The sequence below is a fragment of the Formosa sp. L2A11 genome (genome assembly GCF_009796865.1).
Lineage (GTDB): Bacteria > Bacteroidota > Bacteroidia > Flavobacteriales > Flavobacteriaceae > Formosa.
In genome coordinates, this window is the sequence record NZ_CP047028.1 from 2,541,072 (window position 1) to 2,561,416 (window position 20,345).

20 protein-coding genes are annotated in these 20,345 nt (G+C 31.5%); 11 read left to right on the top strand and 9 right to left on the bottom strand.

The window, feature by feature from the left end; all coding sequences use genetic code 11:
- Positions 1-79: 79 nt before the first annotated feature.
- Positions 80-451, bottom strand: coding sequence for a DNA topoisomerase IV (locus tag GQR95_RS11015; RefSeq protein ID WP_159023207.1), 372 nt, complete (start codon positions 449-451; stop codon positions 80-82).
- 31 nt (positions 452-482) lie between these two features.
- Positions 483-902 carry a helix-turn-helix transcriptional regulator gene (locus tag GQR95_RS11020; RefSeq protein ID WP_159023208.1) on the bottom strand — a complete coding sequence of 140 codons (420 nt, stop codon included), beginning with the start codon at positions 900-902 and terminating at the stop codon, positions 483-485.
- A 303-nt stretch (positions 903-1,205) separates the two neighbouring features.
- Between GQR95_RS11020 and GQR95_RS11025 the strand changes: the two genes are divergently transcribed.
- Both GQR95_RS11025 and GQR95_RS11030 read left to right on the top strand, forming a co-directional pair.
- On the top strand, positions 1,206-2,360 hold the full coding sequence (locus GQR95_RS11025; RefSeq protein WP_159023209.1) for a M14 metallopeptidase family protein: 1,155 nt from the start codon (positions 1,206-1,208) through the stop codon (positions 2,358-2,360).
- Positions 2,361-2,433: 73 nt separating this feature from the next.
- The gene (locus GQR95_RS11030; protein WP_103191616.1) at positions 2,434-2,913 is read left to right on the top strand and encodes an Lrp/AsnC family transcriptional regulator; all 480 of its coding nucleotides are present in this window, start codon (positions 2,434-2,436) and stop codon (positions 2,911-2,913) included.
- A gap of 56 nt (positions 2,914-2,969) precedes the next feature.
- Here GQR95_RS11030 and GQR95_RS11035 read toward each other — a convergent pair whose 3' ends face one another.
- The 7 genes from GQR95_RS11035 to GQR95_RS11065 all read right to left on the bottom strand — a co-directional run bounded on the left by GQR95_RS11035 (position 2,970) and on the right by GQR95_RS11065 (position 9,329).
- Positions 2,970-3,293 (bottom strand): hypothetical protein, encoded by a 324-nt coding sequence (locus tag GQR95_RS11035; RefSeq protein ID WP_159023210.1) that lies wholly within the window; start codon positions 3,291-3,293, stop codon positions 2,970-2,972.
- A gap of 80 nt (positions 3,294-3,373) precedes the next feature.
- Positions 3,374-4,447: a 3-dehydroquinate synthase gene (gene aroB / locus GQR95_RS11040; RefSeq protein WP_159023211.1), complete on the bottom strand. Its 1,074-nt coding sequence runs from the start codon at positions 4,445-4,447 to the stop codon at positions 3,374-3,376.
- A 388-nt stretch (positions 4,448-4,835) separates the two neighbouring features.
- Positions 4,836-5,213: a hypothetical protein gene (locus tag GQR95_RS11045; RefSeq protein WP_159023212.1), complete on the bottom strand. Its 378-nt coding sequence runs from the start codon at positions 5,211-5,213 to the stop codon at positions 4,836-4,838.
- Positions 5,214-6,413 (bottom strand): alanine dehydrogenase, encoded by a 1,200-nt coding sequence (locus tag GQR95_RS11050; protein ID WP_159023213.1) that lies wholly within the window; start codon positions 6,411-6,413, stop codon positions 5,214-5,216. It abuts the gene before it with no gap.
- 62 nt (positions 6,414-6,475) lie between these two features.
- Positions 6,476-6,997 (bottom strand): hypothetical protein, encoded by a 522-nt coding sequence (locus tag GQR95_RS11055; protein WP_159023214.1) that lies wholly within the window; start codon positions 6,995-6,997, stop codon positions 6,476-6,478.
- Positions 6,998-7,283: 286 nt separating this feature from the next.
- Positions 7,284-7,703, bottom strand: a complete 420-nt coding sequence (tsaE, locus tag GQR95_RS11060) for a tRNA (adenosine(37)-N6)-threonylcarbamoyltransferase complex ATPase subunit type 1 TsaE (protein WP_159023215.1) — start codon at positions 7,701-7,703, stop codon at positions 7,284-7,286.
- Between the two features lie 69 nt (positions 7,704-7,772).
- The gene (locus GQR95_RS11065; RefSeq protein ID WP_159023216.1) at positions 7,773-9,329 is read right to left on the bottom strand and encodes a bifunctional response regulator/alkaline phosphatase family protein; all 1,557 of its coding nucleotides are present in this window, start codon (positions 9,327-9,329) and stop codon (positions 7,773-7,775) included.
- Positions 9,330-9,405: 76 nt separating this feature from the next.
- On the opposite strand from GQR95_RS11065, the gene GQR95_RS11070 reads away from it, so the two are divergent.
- From GQR95_RS11070 to fabG, 9 genes are all read left to right on the top strand, one after another.
- On the top strand, positions 9,406-10,626 hold the full coding sequence (locus GQR95_RS11070) for an HD domain-containing protein (RefSeq protein WP_159023217.1): 1,221 nt from the start codon (positions 9,406-9,408) through the stop codon (positions 10,624-10,626).
- Positions 10,627-10,650: 24 nt separating this feature from the next.
- Entirely contained in the window at positions 10,651-11,664 is a 1,014-nt protein-coding gene (gene lpxD, locus GQR95_RS11075; RefSeq protein WP_159023218.1) for a UDP-3-O-(3-hydroxymyristoyl)glucosamine N-acyltransferase, read from the top strand.
- The gene (locus tag GQR95_RS11080) at positions 11,664-13,070 is read left to right on the top strand and encodes a bifunctional UDP-3-O-[3-hydroxymyristoyl] N-acetylglucosamine deacetylase/3-hydroxyacyl-ACP dehydratase (RefSeq protein WP_159023219.1); all 1,407 of its coding nucleotides are present in this window, start codon (positions 11,664-11,666) and stop codon (positions 13,068-13,070) included. The genes lpxD and GQR95_RS11080 overlap by 1 nt, the downstream gene beginning before the upstream one ends.
- Positions 13,071-13,080: 10 nt before the next feature.
- Entirely contained in the window at positions 13,081-13,866 is a 786-nt protein-coding gene (lpxA, locus tag GQR95_RS11085) for an acyl-ACP--UDP-N-acetylglucosamine O-acyltransferase (protein WP_159023220.1), read from the top strand.
- Positions 13,867-13,875: 9 nt separating this feature from the next.
- Positions 13,876-14,445 (top strand): elongation factor P, encoded by a 570-nt coding sequence (efp, locus tag GQR95_RS11090; protein WP_159023221.1) that lies wholly within the window; start codon positions 13,876-13,878, stop codon positions 14,443-14,445.
- A gap of 4 nt (positions 14,446-14,449) precedes the next feature.
- Entirely contained in the window at positions 14,450-15,388 is a 939-nt protein-coding gene (locus tag GQR95_RS11095; protein ID WP_159023222.1) for a UDP-3-O-(3-hydroxymyristoyl)glucosamine N-acyltransferase, read from the top strand.
- Positions 15,389-15,502: 114 nt separating this feature from the next.
- Complete coding sequence (gene sucD / locus GQR95_RS11100; protein ID WP_159023223.1) at positions 15,503-16,384, top strand: succinate--CoA ligase subunit alpha; 882 nt, start codon at positions 15,503-15,505, stop codon at positions 16,382-16,384.
- Positions 16,385-16,493: 109 nt separating this feature from the next.
- On the top strand, positions 16,494-19,481 hold the full coding sequence (locus GQR95_RS11105) for a pitrilysin family protein (RefSeq protein ID WP_159023224.1): 2,988 nt from the start codon (positions 16,494-16,496) through the stop codon (positions 19,479-19,481).
- Positions 19,482-19,595: 114 nt separating this feature from the next.
- Positions 19,596-20,342, top strand: coding sequence for a 3-oxoacyl-[acyl-carrier-protein] reductase (fabG, locus tag GQR95_RS11110; RefSeq protein WP_159023225.1), 747 nt, complete (start codon positions 19,596-19,598; stop codon positions 20,340-20,342).
- Positions 20,343-20,345: the final 3 nt, after the last annotated feature.

Here is a 20,345-nt window from a genome sequence, read left to right on the forward strand (position 1 = left end):
TTTTAAGCTATTTTTTATTACTTTTTAGAGTGTAAGTAAGATAAGTGCTGACTTGTAATTAATACTGCGTTAAAGACGCTTATTTGGCGCGATTAGCAGTACCTTTTTGTTTTAAGTCTTCTCCAACATAAGAGTATTCATAAGTGTATGAAGAATCTGTGGTTGATAATATTTTTAGATGAATATCTTTTCTTTCAATTCTATTTTTAGGATTGATGGTTTTAAAAATAACTTCACAATCATTAATCCATCTCACCTCAGAAGAGTCAACTTTACCTTGATAGGTTTCTATTTGTAGGTGGTCTGTTCTGTTAAATTCAGATTTAATAGGTTTTCCATCTATTATAATTTCACTATAAAAATGTCCAGTTTTAAAATCTGTACAGTTTCTTTCTGCATTATAGCAGCTAACCATGCATAAAGCAAAAACGAACAAGAGAAATGGTTTCATTGGGTTTTATTTTTTGGCAAAAATAGTGAAGTTAAATGGAGTTCTCAAAGTTTTTAAAGCTTCCGTCTGTATAAAAAATAACAATACGTTCAATTTGTTTTGAGGAATCGGATTTAAACACCTGACTCGGAATCTCATTAATAGGAGGTTCGGTTGTTTTCTTTGGTTCTGTTTTTTGTTCTGCTTCTTTAGAAAATAAATCGGGGGGTTGTATTGTTTTTGATTCTGCAGGAAAAGAACCTTTGCCATTTAGTAACCAATATAATTCTACCTCAGGATAGGTGGTTAAAATCTTCATAACAAAATCTAAACTGGGTTTATTTCTGCCTGATAATATATGTGAGATAGAAGAGCGTTGTACTCCAATTTTTTCAGAGAAAGAAGACGCAGATTCTCCATAAAAATCAATCACTTTTTGTAGTCGTTTTGTAAACTCGTCGCTGTTTATCATTGTAAACATGTTAGTTGTTGTTTGCTGATTACAAATGTAACGAAAAGAATAACATCATCAACATTTGGTGTGTAAATAGTTGGTTTTATTGTAAATTTTAAGTTTAAGTAAGTGTATTTAACTATTTGATTAATATAGTTTTGATTATCTTTAATGACTAAGCAAGAAAAATAGGTGGTTATAAACTTCTTTTATATAAACAACGGATTCTAGTTGTATATAAATGTATACAATTACGAGGTGAAATCTTGTTTACATTTGTAAATATATATTTGTTTACATTTGTGTACTGATAAAAACCTTATGAATATTACAGAAATTACAAGTCTTTACAAGACCAATAAAGAACAGCATTTAAGCAGTCGTTACATTACAAATTTTCATATTAAACCTCTTTTGGAAATGCTAGATTCTAGTTTCGAAGTTTCTGAAATAGGAACATCTGTTTTAGGAAAATCTATTTCGGCAATTAAAGTTGGTACAGGAAAAAAGAGATTATTATTATGGTCTCAAATGCACGGTAACGAATCCACAACAACAAAAGCGCTTTTCGACTTTATTAATGTTCTTAAACATCGGGATAACACATTGGGATATTTAAAAGAAGCTTGTACTTTATATATTATACCTATTTTAAATCCAGATGGTGCAGAAGCTTATACAAGACTTAATGCTGTAGATATCGATTTAAATAGAGATGCACAAACGTTGTCTCAGCCAGAAAGTAAGGTGTTAAGAGCTGCATATAATACCTTTAAACCTCATTATTGTTTTAATTTACATGGGCAGAGAACCATTTTTAGTGCAGGAAGTACTAATAAAACTGCAACAGTCTCTTTTTTATCGCCAGCACAAGACGAAAATAGAGTGGTAACAGACTCAAGAAAGATAGGGATGGATATTATAGCCCACATGAATGATACACTTCAGGAGTTAATACCAGGACATGTAGGGCGTTACGACGATTCTTTTAATATTAATTGCGTAGGAGATAGCTTTCAGTCTTTTAATGTACCCACTATATTATTTGAAGCGGGGCATTTTAAGAATGATTATAATAGAGATTTAACACGGTTCTATATTTTTTCTGCATACCTATCTGCTTTTAATTATATTGCTAAAGAAGAGGTGACAGGAGATAAATTTGAGGGTTATTTTAAGATTCCAGAGAATGATAAGTGTTTTTACGATATAATAATAAGAGATGCAAATGTAGGAACAATTGAATATCCTGAGATTTCTGACATAGGAATACTATTTGTTGAAAAATTAATTAACAAAAAAATTGAGTTTTTCTCAAAGATTGCGAGTATCGCAATCTTATCTGATTTTTACGGACATAAAGAGGTTAATGCTAATGGAATGAGGGTTTTAGGTGCAGATTCTCAGGAGGTGAAAGTAGGTGTCGAAAACGATTTCGTGACTATAGGAGGTGACAAAAATTTATTAAAATTGTGAAAACCTTAATAATTTGGTAAGATTAATACGTAAAAATGTATTATTTTTGCTGTAAAGAACAAAAAGTACAGATATGGCAAAATTTAAATTAGATGAAATAGACCACCAAATTCTTGATATGTTAATTGATAACACAAGAGTTCCATTTACAGATATCGCAAAGAAATTATTAATTTCGGCAGGTACTGTACATGTTAGGGTTAAGAAAATGGAAGATGCTGGAATAATTAAAGGTTCTTCTTTAACTTTAGATTATAAAAAATTAGGATATTCTTTCATTGCATATATAGGTGTTTATTTAAACAATACGTCTCAAACTAAATTTGTTTTAGAGCGTATTAACGAACTACCATTTGTAACAGTTGCCCATATTACAACTGGCAAATTTAATATTTTCTGTAAAATTAGAGCTAGAAATACAGCTCATGCAAAAGATGTTATCTTTATGATTGATGATATAGAAGGCGTTTATAGAACTGAAACAATGATTTCTTTAGAAGAAAGCATAAACGACAAAAAACGTTTAATGCATTATATTTTTAAAGAACTATAGTCTTAAGACCTTAAGTTTATAAAAAGAGCCGAATAGATATTTATTCGGCTCTTTTTTTATTCTTCTTCGTCTGTAATTATTAAATCTTCATCTAGGCAGGGTGGTAGCTCGTCTGGAAAATCTATTACAATATGTCCAGAACTGTCTAACTCTAAATCGTCATTACCGTCAAAATTAGACATGGTATAGTGTAATTTACAGCTTACTTTTACTAAATAAGTTGTATTATTTGTTTTAACCTCTACCGCTTCAATGATTTCATTATGGTGATTGTCAAATTTTATTATATCTCGATCAGCATATCCATCAGGAAACTTCTCTGTTAATTCTGTTAGAATTTCAGGGGTGAGTTTTTTATAATCAACAATTACTTTTTTCATCTCAAAATGGGTTTAGATGGTTAATAGTATTGTTAAATTTTGCTTTTTATTGGGATACTAAAATTACAAATTATTTTGATTTAATGTGCTTCGTTATAAAAATTTAACGCTTCAATAATAAGTTCGTTAGGGACAAGGCAATCTATTTCTGTTTCTCCTATAGCATTTAAAAGCACAAAATTAATATTACCATGAGAGTTTTTCTTGTCGTATTTTAAAAGCTCTATTATAGGTTCATAATCATCTTTATCTATTTCTACAAAGTCATAAATGCCAAGAATGACATCTTTTATTTCTGTGTTTTCAGCTTCGCTTAATCCTGTAAGTTTTGTCGAGATGTAAGAGGCTAAAATCATTCCTATGGCAACAGCTTCACCGTGTAGTAGGTTTTTTCTGTGACTGTGACCTAGGTAGTAAGATTCTATGGCGTGTCCAATAGTATGTCCGTAATTAAGTGTCTTTCTTAAGCCATTTTCTCTAGGGTCAATATCTACAACATGTTTTTTTATTAAAACAGATTCGTAGATTAATTCATCTAAATGCTCTAAATTCAATACAGACAGATCTTTAAACTTATCCCAATAGGCTTTATCTTGTATTAAACCATGTTTAAGCATTTCTGCTAAACCAGAGCGCATTTCGTTTTGTGGCAACGTTTTTAAGTATGTAGTGTCTATAACAACCATTTCAGGCGTGTTTATAACACCTATTTGGTTTTTTAAAGATCCTAAGTCTACACCTGTTTTTCCTCCAACAGAAGCGTCTACCATAGATAATAGTGTTGTAGGGATGTTTATAAACAAGATTCCGCGTTTAAATGTAGAGGCTACAAAGCCACCTAAATCTGTTATAACGCCGCCACCAAGATTAATTACAAGACTTTTTCTGTCTGCTCCAAGTTCAGAAAGTACATTCCAAACACCAACACAGGTCTCTATAGTTTTATTAATTTCGCCAGCTTCAATTTCAATAATTTCAATGGTTTTTGTCGTGCTAATCTCTGCTAACAAATGTGGTAAGCAAAGTTCGTGAGTGTTTTGGTCTACTAAAATAAATATGTTTGAAGGGTTACTTTCCTCTATATGAGTATTTATTTGGCTGTAAGCACTTAAATTAAAGTGAATTCTGTAAGTGTCTGTATCTATTGTTTTCATAAGAATAGGAGTAAAAAAATAGCTGTGAAAATAAGGAGTTTTTTGCAAAAAAGTAAGCTCGGCTTCATTATATTTATAAAAAAGATTTATAATTAATGATTCAGAATGCAATTTTTGATAATATTGAAATTGCTTTTGCTTTAAAAAGTGATTCCGGATTGGAAAGAGTATTTTTTCTTTTCTAAATAATTTTAATAGAGCCTTTGGTTCGTACAGGAACTGCATACAAATTTTGCATTTAAAGCAAGGTTACCTGTTGAAGAGCTTATTAGGGTAACAGGTTTCGATTATTTTTGCGGTAGTGTTAACGAGGAAGATTGTTTAACAGTAATTTATATGTCTAGTCCTGAATAATTTGTGTAGATTATTCAGGATTAGATAATTTATTTTAGTCCTCTAGTAGTTTTATATCTTCTACAGTGGCTGTTTCTTTACAGTTTTTTATAATTAAGGCTATAGATTTTTTATCTAAAGTACCATTTAAAAAATATGTTTTACAGGGTTTTGTAGATGTTTCACTTTTAGAGAAATCGACATCTCCTTTATGTAAAACATGACTAAGTATAGTGGTGTCTATACTTTGTTCTCTAATTATAGCTTTAGCATTTTCGCTATACACTATATGTTTTGTGTTAATGTTTTTGATTACACGTGCATCAGGTCCGTAACTACATGATGTTTTTTTTCCGCTTAAAAAAAAAGCTAGAAGTATGAGGCCTAAAGAAAATCCTCCAAGATAATATCCAATACGTTGTATAAGTGTCATTTAAAAAATTAAGAGATTAATATCGCTATATTTTAAGTTAAACCATTCTCCTACGGAACGATTCGTTAAAATACCGTGATAAAAGTACAACCCATTTTTTAAACCTTTCTCAAATCTTAAAGAATTTTCTAGTCCACCTTCTTCGGCAATCTTTAAAAGGTAAGGTGTAAAAATATTACTTATTGAAATTGAGGCAGTTCTAGAGAATCTTGCAGGTATATTAGGAACACAATAATGTATTACTCCATGTTTATTAAATGTTGGTACTTTATGCGAGGTAACTTCACTAGTTTCAAAACAACCACCCATATCTATGCTAACATCCATAATAACAGAGCTTTTTTTCATGGATTGCACCATAGATTCAGATACTATAATAGGAGAGCGCGATTTACCTCTAACTGCTCCAATAGCAACATCGCAACGTTTTAATGCTTTAATTAAGTTTTTGGGTTGTAATGTAGATGTAAAAATGGGACGACCTAAATTAGTTTGAATACGTCTTAGTTTAGAAATGGAATTATCAAATACTTTTACGTTTGCTCCAAGTCCGATAGCACTTCGTGCTGCAAATTCACCTACTGTTCCTGCGCCAATAATAACAACTTCTACAGGGGGAACACCGCAAATGTTACCAAATAACAAGCCGTTTCCTTGATTTATGTTAGATAATAATTCTGAAGCTATAATTACGGCGCCTGTTCCTGCAATTTCACTTAATGAACGTACAGCAGGATAGTGGCCATCTTCGTCACGAATAAATTCAAAGGCTATAGCCGTAATGCGTTTAACGGCTAAAGTTTCAAAATATTTTTTATCTTGAGTTTTTAGTTGCAGCGCAGATATTAAAATTGTTTGCGGATTTATAAGATCTATTTGTTCTAGAGTAGGAGGTTCTACTTTTAAAATCATCGGACAAGAGAAAACTTTAGATGTATCGCTTGTAATTTCTGCACCAGCTTCACTATAATCTTTATCTGTAAAATTGGCTCCTAAGCCAGCTCCGGCTTCTATTAATACACGGTGACCGTTACTAATTAAAGCAGAAACAGCATCTGGAGTTAAACAAACACGTTTTTCTTGATAGGATGTTTCTTTAGGAATACCTATAAATAAATTGCCTTTGTTTTTGTAAATTTCTAGTGTTTCTTCTTGAGGAATTAACTCTTGATGTGTGAATGGAGAAAATGATTTTGACATATTTTTTTACACTATAATATGCAGTCAAAATACAAATAATATTTAGATATGCTAAAAGTAATTTAAAAATAATCTTTCATCTTGTCCTTAATTCCTTTAGGTGAAATTTTAAATTCATCTTCTAGATCTTGAAGCGATTTGTCTACCGTATTTAATTGATTAAAAATGCGAGCACGTAATAAGTATATAGAAGGTATAATGAAAATCATTATAGGAATTAAATAAAATATCTGATTACTATCTATATACTGTATGTCGTCATTAATTACGGTAAGAATTTGAAAAATATACATGGCTATTGGGACAATAAGTACATGATACCACCAATGTCTGCATGTAAAAAACCAAATAAATAATAGAAATAAAGGTATTAGTTTACCTGCTAATGTCCATGCTACAATATCTATACCTCCATAAAACCTACTATTATAAGTAAACAAAAAAGTTTCCCATGTTTTTTGGTCAGGAACACTTTCATATAAATAGAAAAAATAAGGAGTAGCAGCAATAAAAGTGGCAATAATACTACCTAAAATTAAGTTTCGATTACCCGTGCGTCGGTATCTTAATTTTCCATTTTTCAATTTGTGGTGCTTGCTGATCATTTAAGTTGACTAGGTTTGTTGCTTGGGCTGAAAAAAACATTACTCCAAAAACCGCAAAGGTTATTACGTACTTTTTAGTTATCATAATTCTAAGGGATTTAATTAATTTATGTTCCAAATATATTGAAAGCAATAACCTAATTTAGTCTCAAATGTTAAACATATGTTAAACTAAGTGTTTTTTAACAAAAGACATTACGGTAAAACCGTAAATAAGTCAATAAAGTCTTATTTGTTTTTTTTAACCCTGCTATACTTCTTGTTTTTAGTTGTTTGTAAATGTTAATTTTCTTGTTGTAGAATCTAAACTTTCAAGCGTTAAGCGATTACAAGGTTCGTTTGCTAAAATGTTTTTTACTTGATCTGGCCATTCTATAAATAACCACTCACCAGACTCTAAATAATCTTCAATTCCGAAATTATAAGCCTCTTCTTCATCATTTAATCTGTAAAAATCGAAATGATAAACTAAACCGTCGTTTACATCATATTCGTTTACTATAGAAAAAGTAGGGCTACTAACATCGTCATTACATCCTAAAGCCTTTACTAAAGCTTTTATTAAGGTTGTTTTTCCTGTACCCATATCTCCGTAAAAAAGTATGGTCTTGGATGTTGCGTTATCAAGTATTTGCTTAGCAACATCATCTAGGTCTTTTAAATTAAATTCTCTTGTGTCTAGCATGGCGTATGACTGCAATTATAAGTAATATTAATTAAAATTACTAATGATTTTTAAGGTTCAAAAAAAGGTTTACTTTTTAGGATTTAAAACAATAAAAGGGATAATCATTTCCTCTAAAGACACACCTCCGTGTTGGTAAGTATTTCTAAAATAACTTACATAATGGTTGTAGTTATTTGGGTAGGCAAAGAAAAAGTCATTTTTAGCAAATATAAACGAGCTACTCATGGTTATACTTGGTAAATGGGCCGATTTAGGATTTTTAATCTCTAATACATCTTTAGACTCAAACGTTAAGCTTCTCCCTGTTTTATATCTTAAATTTAAAGAGGTATCTCTATCTCCAACAACTTTAGACGGGTTTTTAACATTTATTGTACCATGGTCTGTTGTAAGAATTAATTTAAACCCTAATTGTTGTGCTTGCTGAATAATTTCAAATAAAGGTGAGTTTTTAAACCAACTTTGTGTTAGCGATCTGTAAGCCTTGTCGTTAGATGCTAATTCTTTTACCACATCCATTTCTGTTTTAGCATGAGAAAGCATATCAACAAAATTATAAACAACAACTGTAAGATCGTTGTTTTTCATACTTTTAAAGTTGTCGACTAATTTTTTACCATTTTTTAAATTGGTAATTTTATGATATTCACAGGTGTAATCTTGGAGCCCCAAACGTTTCATTTGTGCTTCAAGAAATTCTGCTTCAAATAAATTTTTTCCACCTTCATCTGTATCATTTTTCCAGTATTCAGGATAAAGTTTTTCCATTTCACTTGGCATTAACCCAGAGAAAATAGCATTTCTAGCGTATTGCGTTGCTGTTGGTAAAATGCTGTAAAATGGTATTTCCTTTTCTTTTTTATAATAAGGAGTTAAAAAAGGTTCTAAAGATTTCCATTGGTCGTATCTTAAATTATCTATAACCACAAATAAAGTAGGTTGCTCTTTACTTAATTCTGGAATTACTTTGTTTTTAAATAGGGTATGAGACATGGTTGGAGCTTCATTTTTATGATCGAACCAATCTGTATAATTTTTAGATATAAATTTACCAAATAAGGCATTGGCTTCCGATTTCTGAGATTCTAAGATCTCGAACATACCAGCGTCTTCAATATTTTCTAATTGAATTTCCCAATACACTAATTTTTGGTATAGGTTTATCCAGTCTTCATAACTGTTTACGGACATTAAGTCCATTGCAATTTTTCTGAATTCTTGCTGATAATTAGAAGTTGTTTTTTCTGAAATTAGTCGCGAATGGTCTAAATTCTTTTTCAGACTTAATAAAATCTGATTTGGATTTACGGGTTTAATCAAATAATCTGCAATCTTATTCCCGATCGCTTCTTCCATAATATACTCTTCTTCACTCTTTGTAATCATTACAACAGGAAGGGTATGGTCTAGCTCTTTAATTCCATTTAAAGTTTCTAGACCTGTTAAACCGGGCATGTTTTCATCTAAAAAAACGATATCAAATTTATTGCTTTCTAATACTTCAAGCGCCTCTGTACCGCTGTTACATTTGGTAACTATATAATTTTTTTTCTCTAGAAAAAGAATGTGTGGCTTAAGTAAATCAATTTCATCATCTATCCAAAGTATATTTATGTTGTTCATATCGTTATATTTGTAATGTTTTTGTGGTTTTTTAAACATTTTAGAAGATCATCTCAAGCATTTCTAAACTATATAGATGAATAAACTTAAAATATTAAACGATCCAATTTACGGATTTATTACCATACCAAATTCGTTAATTTTTGATTTAATCGAGCATAAATATTTTCAGCGTTTAAGGCGAATTACCCAAATGGGAATGTCGTATTTGGTATATCCAGGTGCCCATCATACCAGATTTCAGCACGCTATAGGTTGTATGCATTTAATGCAGAAAACGGTGAATGTACTTCGTTTTAAGGGCGTTGAGATTTCTAATGAAGAAGAATTGGCACTAAATATAGCCATTCTTTTACACGATATTGGGCATGGTCCATTTTCTCATGCCATGGAACATAGTATTGTAAATGGGATCTCTCACGAGCAGATTTCACTGCTTTTTATGGAACAATTGAATAAGGAATTTAACGGAAGTTTAACTCTAGCCATCTCTATGTTTAAGGGGGAATACCACAGAAACTTTATGTGTCAGTTAATTTCTTCACAATTAGACATGGATCGCGCCGATTATTTAAAACGAGACAGTTTTTATACAGGAGTTGCAGAGGGAAATATAAATAGCGAACGTTTAATTACCATGTTAAGCGTTGTAGACGATGAATTAGTTGTAGAAATTAAAGGAATTTATAGTGTCGAAAAATTTCTTGTCGCAAGGCGTTTAATGTATTGGCAAGTGTACTTACATAAAACAAGTGTTGTTGCAGAGCAATTATTAATTCGTGTATTAAAACGTGCCAAGGAATTGTCTCATAATAACGTAGATTTATTAGCTAGTAGAGCATTGTCTTATTTCTTAAAAACAGAGATAGATGCGACTGATTTTGATACACATACTTTAGAAACTTTTGCCAAATTAGACGATTATGATATCATTTCGGCCATGAAAGAGTGGCAATATCATGACGATTTTGTACTTCGTAATCTTTGTGAAATGATATTGAATAGAGATCTTTTAAAGATTAAAGTAAAGGATAAAAAGATAAAAAAAGAGTCTTTAAAAGCACAAGAAAAAGAACTCATGTCTACCTTTGATATTAGTGAAGAAGAGGCTGATTATTTTGTGTTTACGGGAGAAATTACCAATCAAGCATACCAGCAAGATGGACCGCAAATAAAAATTTTATATAAAACGGGAAAAATTGAAAATATAGTGAAGGCATCCGATCAATTAAACCTAAAAGCACTTTCAAAACCAGTAACGAAATATTATATATGTTATCCTAAAGCTAAACTTTAGGACATTTTTCCTATTTTTGCGTCGATGAAATTTACAGCAGAACAAATAGCAGGAATTTTAGAAGGGGAAGTTGTTGGTAATCCCGACATTGAAGTTTCAACCTTATCTAAAATTGAAGAGGGTGTAGAAGGTGCGCTTACATTTTTAGCAAACCCAAAATATACTCATTATATATATACAACTAAAGCATCTATTACTATCGTAAACAATACGTTTGTACCAGATCATAAAATTGATACTACTTTAATAAAGGTGAATGATGCTTACAAAGCATTTTCAAAATTATTAGAATATTATAATTCTGTGAAGCAAAATAAAGTAGGTATAGAACAACCTTCATTTATTTCAGAGTCTTCTAAGTTAGGAGAAACTGTTTATGTTGGTGCTTTTGCATATATAGGAGAGCATGTGAAAATAGGAGATAATGTAAAAATTTATCCTAATTCATATATAGGAGATAACGTTATTGTTGGAGACAATACGGTTATTTTCTCAGGAGCAAGAATATATTCACAATGTAGTATTGGAAACAATTGTGTTATTAATTCCGGATGTATTATAGGTGCAGATGGTTTTGGTTTCGCACCAAACGAATCTGGAGAATATGATAAAGTACCACAAATTGGAAATGTAGTTTTAGAAGATTATGTAGATGTTGGTGCCGGTACAACTATAGATAGAGCAACATTAGGATCTACCATAATTAGGCGTGGTGTGAAATTGGATAATCAAATCCAGATAGCGCATAATGTTGAAATAGGAAAAAACACTGTAATAGCAGCTCAAACAGGTATTGCAGGTTCTACAAAAATTGGTGAACATTGCCAAATTGGAGGACAAGTAGGTTTTGCAGGACATTTAACCGTTGGCAACAATGTTAAAATACAAGCACAGTCTGGTATTGGAAGAAATATAAAGGATAATGAAATATTACAAGGTTCTCCTGCATTTTCTTATGCAGATTGGAGTAAATCTTATGTCCATTTCAAGAATTTACCAAAAATAGTAAAAGAAATAAACGAATTAGAAAAGAAATAATGGCAATAGTTACTACAGAATTCAAACAAAAAACCATTAAAAATAGCGCCTCTTTAAATGGCGTAGGATTACATACAGGTAATAATGTATCCTTAACTTTTAAGTCTGCTCCAGAAAATTTTGGGTTTGCTTTTAAACGTATGGATTTAGAAGGCACACCTGTAATAGAGGCAGATGCAATCTATGTAACCAATACAGAGCGTGGTACATGTTTAGAAAAAAATGGTGTTATTATTCAAACTTGTGAGCATGTATTAGCTGCTTTAGTAGGTTTAGGAATCGATAACGTTTTAATAGAATTAAGTGCTGCAGAACCACCAATTATGGATGGATCTTCAAAGTTTTTTGTTGAAGCTTTAGAAGAAGCTGAAATTATAGAACAAAATGCTTTTAGAGAAGAATATGTGGTAACAGAAGTTATTTCGTATATAAATGAAGAAAACGGAAGTGAAATTCTTTTAATGCCTTCTAAAGAATACCAAGTTACCGCTATGGTAGATTTTGGTACTAAAGTTTTAGGAACACAAAATGCGACTTTAAATCAAATTAAAGATTTTAAAGAAACCATTGCAGATTCTAGAACATTTAGTTTTTTACATGAAATAGAAATGCTTTTAGAGCATGGTTTAATAAAAGGTGGAGATTTAAATAATGCTATAGTTTATGTAGATAAGGAATTGTCTCCAGAAACAATGCAAAAATTAAAAGAAGCTTTTAATAAGGATTCCATTACGGTAAAACCAAACGGAATTCTAGATAATTTAACGTTACACTATCCTAACGAAGCAGCTAGACATAAATTACTAGATGTAGTAGGAGATTTAGCTTTAATAGGTACGCGTATTAGAGGTAAAGTAATTGCAAATAAACCAGGTCATTATGTAAACACTCAGTTTGCTAAAAAAATGGCTAAGATTATTAAGAACGAAAGACGTAACAATGTACCTAGCGTAGATTTGAATCAGGAGCCTTTAATGGATGTGAATCAAATTATGAATATGTTACCCCACAGACCACCATTTTTATTGATTGACAAAATTTTTGAATTGTCTAAAACTGGTGTAATTGGTATGAAAAATGTAACAATGAACGAACCGTTTTTTGTAGGTCATTTTCCAGGTTCTCCAGTAATGCCAGGAGTTTTAATTTGTGAAGCAATGGCACAAACAGGAGGTATTATGGTTTTAAGTACAGTTCCTGATCCAGAAAATTATCTTACATTTTTTATGAAAATGGATAATGTAAAATTCAAACAAAAGGTCGTTCCTGGAGATACGTTAATTTTTAAATGTGATTTAATTACACCAATTCGAAGAGGAATTTGCCACATGCAAGGTTATGCATACGCTAATGGAAAATTATGTGCAGAAGCAGAATTAATGGCGCAAATTACAAAAGTAAAATAAAAAACATCACATGAATCAACCCTTAGCTTACGTACACCCCGGTGCGAAAATTGCAAAGAATGTAGTTATAGATCCTTTTACAACAATTCATAACAATGTAGTCATTGGTGAAGGTACTTGGATTGGAAGTAATGTTACCATAATGGAAGGTGCGCGTATTGGAAAAAATTGTAATATTTTTCCAGGATCGGTAATATCTGGAGTCCCTCAAGACTTAAAATATAACGACGAAGATACATTAACCATTATAGGAAATAATGTTACTATTCGTGAATGTGTTACCATTAATAGAGGTACAACAGACCGAATGAAAACCGTAATTGGAGATAATTGTTTAATTATGGCCTATTGCCATATTGCTCACGATTGTATTGTTGGTAAAAATTGTATTTTTTCTAACAATAGTACTTTAGCAGGACACATCTTAGTAGGAGATTATGTGGTTTTAGCAGGTATGACAGCTGTACATCAGTTTTGTTCTATCGGGAATCACGCTTTTGTAACAGGAGGATCTTTAGTAAGAAAAGATGTACCACCATTTGTAAAAGCAGCTCGCGAGCCGTTATCTTATGTTGGTATTAATTCTGTTGGATTAAGACGAAGAGGATTTAGCACAGAAAAAATAAGAGAAGTACAGGATATTTATCGTGTATTATATCAAAAAAATTATAATAATACTCAAGCAGTAGAGATTATAGAAGCAGAGTGGGAAGCTACTCCAGAGCGCGATGAAATTCTTCAATTTATAAGAGATTCACAACGCGGAATTATGAAAGGATATTTTAAATCAAATTAAAAAAATAGAATGGCGGCAACAACATCAGATATTAGAAATGGATTATGTATAAGATATAATCATGATATTTTTAAAGTGATTGAATTTTTACACGTAAAACCAGGAAAAGGGCCAGCGTTTGTAAGAACAAAATTAAAAAGTGTAACAACAGGTAAAGTTATAGACAACACATTTTCTGCAGGACATAAATTAGACGATGTACGTGTAGAAACTCATAAGTTTCAATATTTATATCCAGAAGGTGATTTGTTTCACTTTATGAATATCGAGGATTATAATCAAATCATTTTAAACGTGAATATTTTAGATACTCCCGGCTTATTAAAAGAAGGTGAAGTTGTTACTATTTTAATTAATTCTGAAGATGGTATGCCACTATCTGTAGATATGCCTGCTAGTGTAATTCTAGAAATTACTGCAACAGAACCAGGAATTAAAGGAAATACTGCTACAAATGCAACAAAACCCGCAACTGTAGAAACTGGAGCTATAATTAATGTCCCTTTATTTATTAACGAAGGTGATAAAATTAAAGTAGAAACAGAAAAAGGAACTTACAAAGAACGCGTTAAAGAATAAGACCTTGAAATTTTCGCAACCTTATACATTAAAACAAATTGCAACTATTATAGATTGCGAATTTGTTGGACAAGACGAATTCCCTGTTTTAGGCATGAATGAAATACATGTGGTTGAAACAGGAGATATTGTGTTTGTAGATCATCCTAAATATTACGATAAAGCATTACATTCTGCTGCAACTATTGTTTTAATTAACAAAGAAGTTGAATGTCCAGAAGGTAAAGCTTTGTTAATTTCAGACGATCCCTTTAGAGATTTTAATAAGCTAACCCAGTTTTTTAAGCCGTTTCAAAGCGCTAATAAAAGTGTAGCAGATTCTGTTAAAGTAGGAGAGAATAGCGTTATTCAGCCTAATTGTTTTATTGGTCACAATGTAACTATTGGTAAAAATTGTATCATACATTCAAACGTAAGTATTTATGATGATGCTGTAATAGGGGATAATGTTGTTATTCATGCAGGAACTGTTTTAGGAGCTTCAGCATTTTACTATAAAAATAGACCAGAAGGTTTCGATCAGTTAAAATCTGGCGGCCGTGTGGTTATAAAAGATAATGTGCATATTGGTGCATTATGTACTATAGATAAAGGTGTAACTGGAGATACTATAATTGGAGAAGGTTCTAAATTAGATAATCAAATTCAGGTTGGTCATGATACTGTAATTGGTAAGAAATGTTTAATAGCATCTCAAACAGGTATTGCAGGTTGTGTAGTGATTGAAGACGAGGTTACAATTTGGGGACAAGTAGGTACAACAAGTGGTATTAGAATAGGTGCAAAAGCCGTAATTATGGGGCAAACTGGAGTTACAAAATCTGTAGTTGGAGGGAAAACATATTTCGGAACACCTATTGAAGAATCTAGGAATAAGTTAAAAGAATTTGCTTTACTTAGACAACTTCCTAAAATAATTGAAAAATTAAAAGAGAATCAATAATTTTTCGTTGAAATAGAAAAGATTGTTACTTTTGAATAAAGTGAAAAAAATCTTTAAAGATAAATGTTAAAACTTTACATTTGTAAAGCTTTATAATAAATAAAACAAACAAAAATGAGCGTTTTAGTAAATAAAAATTCAAAAATAATAGTTCAAGGTTTTACTGGTAGTGAAGGTACTTTTCACGCTAGCCAAATGATTGAATACGGTACAAATGTAGTTGGAGGTGTTACTCCTGGTAAAGGTGGTCAAACACATTTAGATCGCCCAGTTTTTAATACAGTTAAAGATGCTGTTGTAAAAGCAGAAGCAGATACAACAATCATTTTTGTTCCGCCAGCATTTGCTGCCGATGCTATTATGGAAGCTGCAGATGCAGGTATTAAAGTAATTATTACAATTACAGAAGGAATTCCTGTAGCAGACATGATTAAAGCTGCAGACTATATTAAAGGTAAAGATTGCCGTTTAATAGGTCCTAACTGTCCTGGTGTTATTACTCCTGGTGAAGCTAAAGTTGGTATTATGCCAGGTTTTGTATTCAAAAAAGGAACTGTTGGTATTGTATCTAAATCAGGTACATTAACTTACGAAGCTGCAGATCAAGTTGTAAAACAAGGTTTAGGTATTACTACGGCTATTGGTATTGGTGGAGATCCAATTATTGGAACTACAACTAAAGAAGCTGTAGAGCTTTTAATTAACGATCCAGAAACAGAAGCTGTTGTTATGATAGGTGAAATTGGAGGTCAGTTAGAAGCAGATGCTGCAAACTGGTATAAATCTAGCGGAAGTAAAAAACCAGTTGTTGGTTTTATCGCTGGAGAAACTGCTCCTGCAGGACGTACAATGGGTCACGCTGGTGCAATTGTAGGTGGTAGTGATGATACTGCTCAAGCTAAAAAAGCAATTATGAGAGAATGTGGAATTCACGTTGTAGATTCTCCTGCAGAAATTGGTAAGAAAATTGCTGAAGTTTTAAGTAAATTAGCTTAAAATAGAGATTCAATTAACAGATTTATACTGTTAATTTTATATAAAATCGTAAATTTAAAACCGTTAGCATTCAGTTGCTAACGGTTTTTTTAATTCTAAACACTTTTATATGAAACAAATCAACATGATTGTTGTGCTTTGTTTATTAGCAGGTTTTAATATTGCTTGTAAACAAAATACAGAGCCTACCACCACGGATACCGCTATTATTAAATCACAAATTGAAACAGACCCAAACGGTTTTACTTACGAAGTCGTAAATAACGATCCAACAGGATTACGTTTATATACTTTAGAAAATGGTTTAGAAGTATATTTAAGTAAAAATACCGACGAACCAAAAATTCAAACTTACATTGCCGTTCGTGCAGGATCAAACTACGATCCAAGTAATTCTACAGGATTAGCACATTATTTAGAACACATGCTTTTTAAAGGTACCGATAAAATCGGAACAATAGACTGGGAAAAAGAGCAAGGTTATATTAAACAAATTTCAGATCTATACGAAGCACATCGTGCAGAAACAGATGAAGCTAAAAAATTAGAAATTTATAAACAAATTGACAAAGTTTCTTTAGAAGCCTCTAACTATTCAGTAGCTAACGAATACGATAAAATGGTTAGTGGTATGGGAGCAACGGGAACCAACGCACATACATGGTTTGAAGAAACCGTGTATAAAAATAAAATCCCTGCAAACGAATTAAACAAATGGTTAGCTCTAGAAAGTGAACGTTTTAGTAAATTGGTATTGCGTTTATTCCACACAGAATTAGAAGCTGTTTTTGAAGAATTTAATAGAACTCAAGATAATGATGGAAGAAAAGTTTATTCTGCTATGCTTGATGGCTTATTTCCAAATCATCCATATGGCCAACAGCACACAATTGGTACAGCCGAGCATTTAAAAAATCCATCTTTAGTCGATATTAATAATTATTTCGATAAATATTATGTGCCAAATAATATGGCTATGGTTTTGGTGGGCGATATCGATTTTGATAAAACCATTAAAGAAATTAATAGTACGTTTGGAAAATTAGAAAAGAAAGAGGTTGTGCATCCTACGCTTCCAAAGGAAGAACCAATAACAGCGCCAATTACAAAAGAAGTCTTCGGGCCAACATCTGAAGGTGTCACTGTTGCTTTTAGAAGTCATGGAATAAATTCTGAAGATGAAAAATTTGTAACACTTGCAGATATGATTCTTACTAATGGGGAAGCAGGTTTAATAGATTTAAATTTAAATCAGAAGCAATTAGTACAAAGTGCTGGGTGTTATACTATGTTTTTAAACGATTATGGTTTACATCAATTTTATGGAGATCCGCAAGAAGGGCAAACACTAGATGAAGTTAAAGATTTACTTTTATCTCAAATAGAAAAGCTTAAAAAAGGAGAGTTTGACGATTGGTTGATTGATGCTGTTGTTAACGATTTAAAACTAAGCCAAACAAGACAGTACGAAAACAGTACAGCTTTAGCTTCGGCATATTATAATGCATTTATTCATCACCAGAAATGGGAAGATCAAGTAAAGTTTTTAGACGAATTAAAAGCAATTACTAAAGACGAGTTAGTTGCTTTTGCAAATCGTTTTTATAAAGATAATTATGTAGTTGTTTATAAAAGAAAGGGTGAAGACAGTACTGTTGTAAAAGTTCAGAATCCTGGAATTACGCCTGTTAATTTAAATAGAGATAAAAGTTCTAAGTATTTAACAGATTTTCAAGCCATAGAGCCAGATGCACTCGAACCTAAATATGTAGATTATAAATCGGCTATAAAAGAAAAAGATTTAGATAGCGGTGTAAAAGTGTCCTATATAAATAATGAATCTAACGATTTGTTTAACCTTAATATCATTTTTGATATGGGTACAGATAACGATAAAAAGTTAAGTCTAGCTGTTGGGTTTTTAGAATACATTGGTACAGAAACCATGTCTGCAGAAGATATTAAGAAAGAGTTTTATAAGTTAGGTGTTAATTATTATGTCTTTACAGAAAATGATGTGAGTTACATTGGTTTAAGCGGATTAAAAGAGAATTTACCTAAAGGGTTAGAGTTGTTAGAAGATTTAATTACCAATCCAAAATCAGATCCAGAGGCTTATGCAAAATATGTAGATAAGATTTTAAAAGGCAGACAAGATGGTAAAACTCAGAAATCGAACATCTTATGGAATGGTTTAGTTAATTATGGTAAGTATGGAGAAAATTCACGTTTACGAAACATTATTAAAGCCTCAGACTTAAAAGCACAAGATCCTCAAGAATTAGTAAATATTGTAAAAGGGCTAAAAGATTATAAGCAACGTATTTTTTATTATGGAAAAGATGTCGATAATGCTGTTGCTGCTTTAAATAAAGAGCATAAATTAAATACGCCACTTAAAGATTACCCTGAAGCTACTACGTATTTAGAAAAAGAAACTGGTGGCCAAGTGTATTTTGCAAATTACGATATGGTACAATCTGAAATGGTATTTCTAGCAAAAGGAAAACCGTTTGATGCTAAAAATTTAGCAGCAACAAGTTTGTTTAATGCTTATTTTGGTAGTGGTTTGTCGTCTATTGTTTTTCAGGAAATTAGAGAATCTAAATCTTTAGCATATTCAGCATTTTCTAGATATGCTACTGCAAATAAAAAAGAAGATTCCAATTATGTATTAGCTTATATTGGTACACAGGCTAATAAAATGGAACAAGCAGTAGATGCTATGATGTCTTTAATGAGTGATATGCCAGAGGCAGAAAAGCAATTTGAGGCAGCTAAAGATGCAGCATTAAAGAAAATTGCAGCAGAACGTATTACTAAAGCTAATATTTTCTGGGAATATGAAGATTTGAAAAAATTAGGTATAGAAAATGATAATCGCGAAGCCATGTATAATGCAATTAAAAACATGGAAATAAGTGATTTAAGAGACTTTTTTAATGAAAATATTAAAGGAGAAAACTATAATATTATGGTTGTTGGGAATAAGAAAGATATAGATTTTAAAGCCTTGAAAAAATTAGGAGAGATTAATGAAATGGATATCGATTACTTATTTAATTACGAAACCACCGACGATAAGGTTAAACTATAGTCACATTATTAAAGCATAAGCTTATTAAAACCTCACAAATATTTGTGAGGTTTTTTTATACAGTCAAAATTTGAATTAGTATCTTTGATTTTCATAAATTATATTTAATTATACATGAAGTTATTACAAGGAAAAACAGCAATTATTACAGGTGCAAGCCGAGGAATAGGTAAAGGAATTGCTAAAGTATTTGCACAGCATGGTGCAAACGTTGCATTCACTTACAGCTCTTCTGTAGATGCCGCTAATGCTTTAGAAATAGAGTTAAATGGCTTAGGCATAAAAGCTAAAGGTTATCAAAGTAATGCTGCCAATTTTGCTGAAGCTCAAACCTTAGCAGAAGATGTAGTAAAAGAGTTTGGAAGCATAGATATATTAGTAAATAACGCAGGAATAACAAAAGATAATTTGTTAATGCGTATTAGTGAAGAAGATTTTGATCAGGTTATTGAAGTGAATTTGAAATCTGTGTTCAACATGACTAAAGCGGTACAACGTACTATGCTTAAACAACGTAAAGGCTCTATAATTAATATGAGTTCTGTAGTCGGTCTTAAAGGAAACGCTGGGCAGACCAATTATGCAGCGTCTAAAGCTGGAATTATTGGATTTTCAAAATCTGTGGCTTTAGAGCTAGGATCTAGAAATATTAGAAGTAACGTAGTTGCTCCTGGTTTTATTGAAACTGAAATGACAGCTAAGTTAGACGAAGAAACAGTAAAAGGATGGAGAGCAGGTATTCCTTTAAAAAGAGGAGGAACACCAGACGATGTTGCTAATGTATGTGTGTTCTTAGCGAGTGATTTAAGTGCGTATGTTACAGGACAAACGTTAAACGTAGATGGAGGAATGTTAACCTAATCT

Bases quoted from the DNA above. Each gene is read 5' to 3' on its own strand.
- fabG (WP_159023225.1), top strand. From the start codon at position 19,596: ATGAAGTTATTACAAGGAAAAACAGCAATTATTACAGGTGCAAGCCGA.
- GQR95_RS11025 (WP_159023209.1), top strand. From the start codon at position 1,206: ATGAATATTACAGAAATTACAAGTCTTTACAAGACCAATAAAGAACAG.
- GQR95_RS11070 (WP_159023217.1), top strand. From the start codon at position 9,406: ATGAATAAACTTAAAATATTAAACGATCCAATTTACGGATTTATTACC.
- GQR95_RS11105 (WP_159023224.1), top strand. From the start codon at position 16,494: ATGAAACAAATCAACATGATTGTTGTGCTTTGTTTATTAGCAGGTTTT.
- tsaE (WP_159023215.1), bottom strand. From the start codon at position 7,703: ATGCTAGACACAAGAGAATTTAATTTAAAAGACCTAGATGATGTTGCT.
- GQR95_RS11080 (WP_159023219.1), top strand. From the start codon at position 11,664: ATGGCAATAGTTACTACAGAATTCAAACAAAAAACCATTAAAAATAGC.
- GQR95_RS11030 (WP_103191616.1), top strand. From the start codon at position 2,434: ATGGCAAAATTTAAATTAGATGAAATAGACCACCAAATTCTTGATATG.
- efp (WP_159023221.1), top strand. From the start codon at position 13,876: ATGGCGGCAACAACATCAGATATTAGAAATGGATTATGTATAAGATAT.
- lpxD (WP_159023218.1), top strand. From the start codon at position 10,651: ATGAAATTTACAGCAGAACAAATAGCAGGAATTTTAGAAGGGGAAGTT.
- GQR95_RS11050 (WP_159023213.1), bottom strand. From the start codon at position 6,413: ATGTCAAAATCATTTTCTCCATTCACACATCAAGAGTTAATTCCTCAA.
- GQR95_RS11015 (WP_159023207.1), bottom strand. From the start codon at position 451: ATGAAACCATTTCTCTTGTTCGTTTTTGCTTTATGCATGGTTAGCTGC.
- GQR95_RS11045 (WP_159023212.1), bottom strand. From the start codon at position 5,213: ATGACACTTATACAACGTATTGGATATTATCTTGGAGGATTTTCTTTA.
- lpxA (WP_159023220.1), top strand. From the start codon at position 13,081: ATGAATCAACCCTTAGCTTACGTACACCCCGGTGCGAAAATTGCAAAG.
- aroB (WP_159023211.1), bottom strand. From the start codon at position 4,447: ATGAAAACAATAGATACAGACACTTACAGAATTCACTTTAATTTAAGT.
- GQR95_RS11065 (WP_159023216.1), bottom strand. From the start codon at position 9,329: ATGAACAACATAAATATACTTTGGATAGATGATGAAATTGATTTACTT.
- GQR95_RS11020 (WP_159023208.1), bottom strand. From the start codon at position 902: ATGATAAACAGCGACGAGTTTACAAAACGACTACAAAAAGTGATTGAT.
- GQR95_RS11035 (WP_159023210.1), bottom strand. From the start codon at position 3,293: ATGAAAAAAGTAATTGTTGATTATAAAAAACTCACCCCTGAAATTCTA.
- sucD (WP_159023223.1), top strand. From the start codon at position 15,503: ATGAGCGTTTTAGTAAATAAAAATTCAAAAATAATAGTTCAAGGTTTT.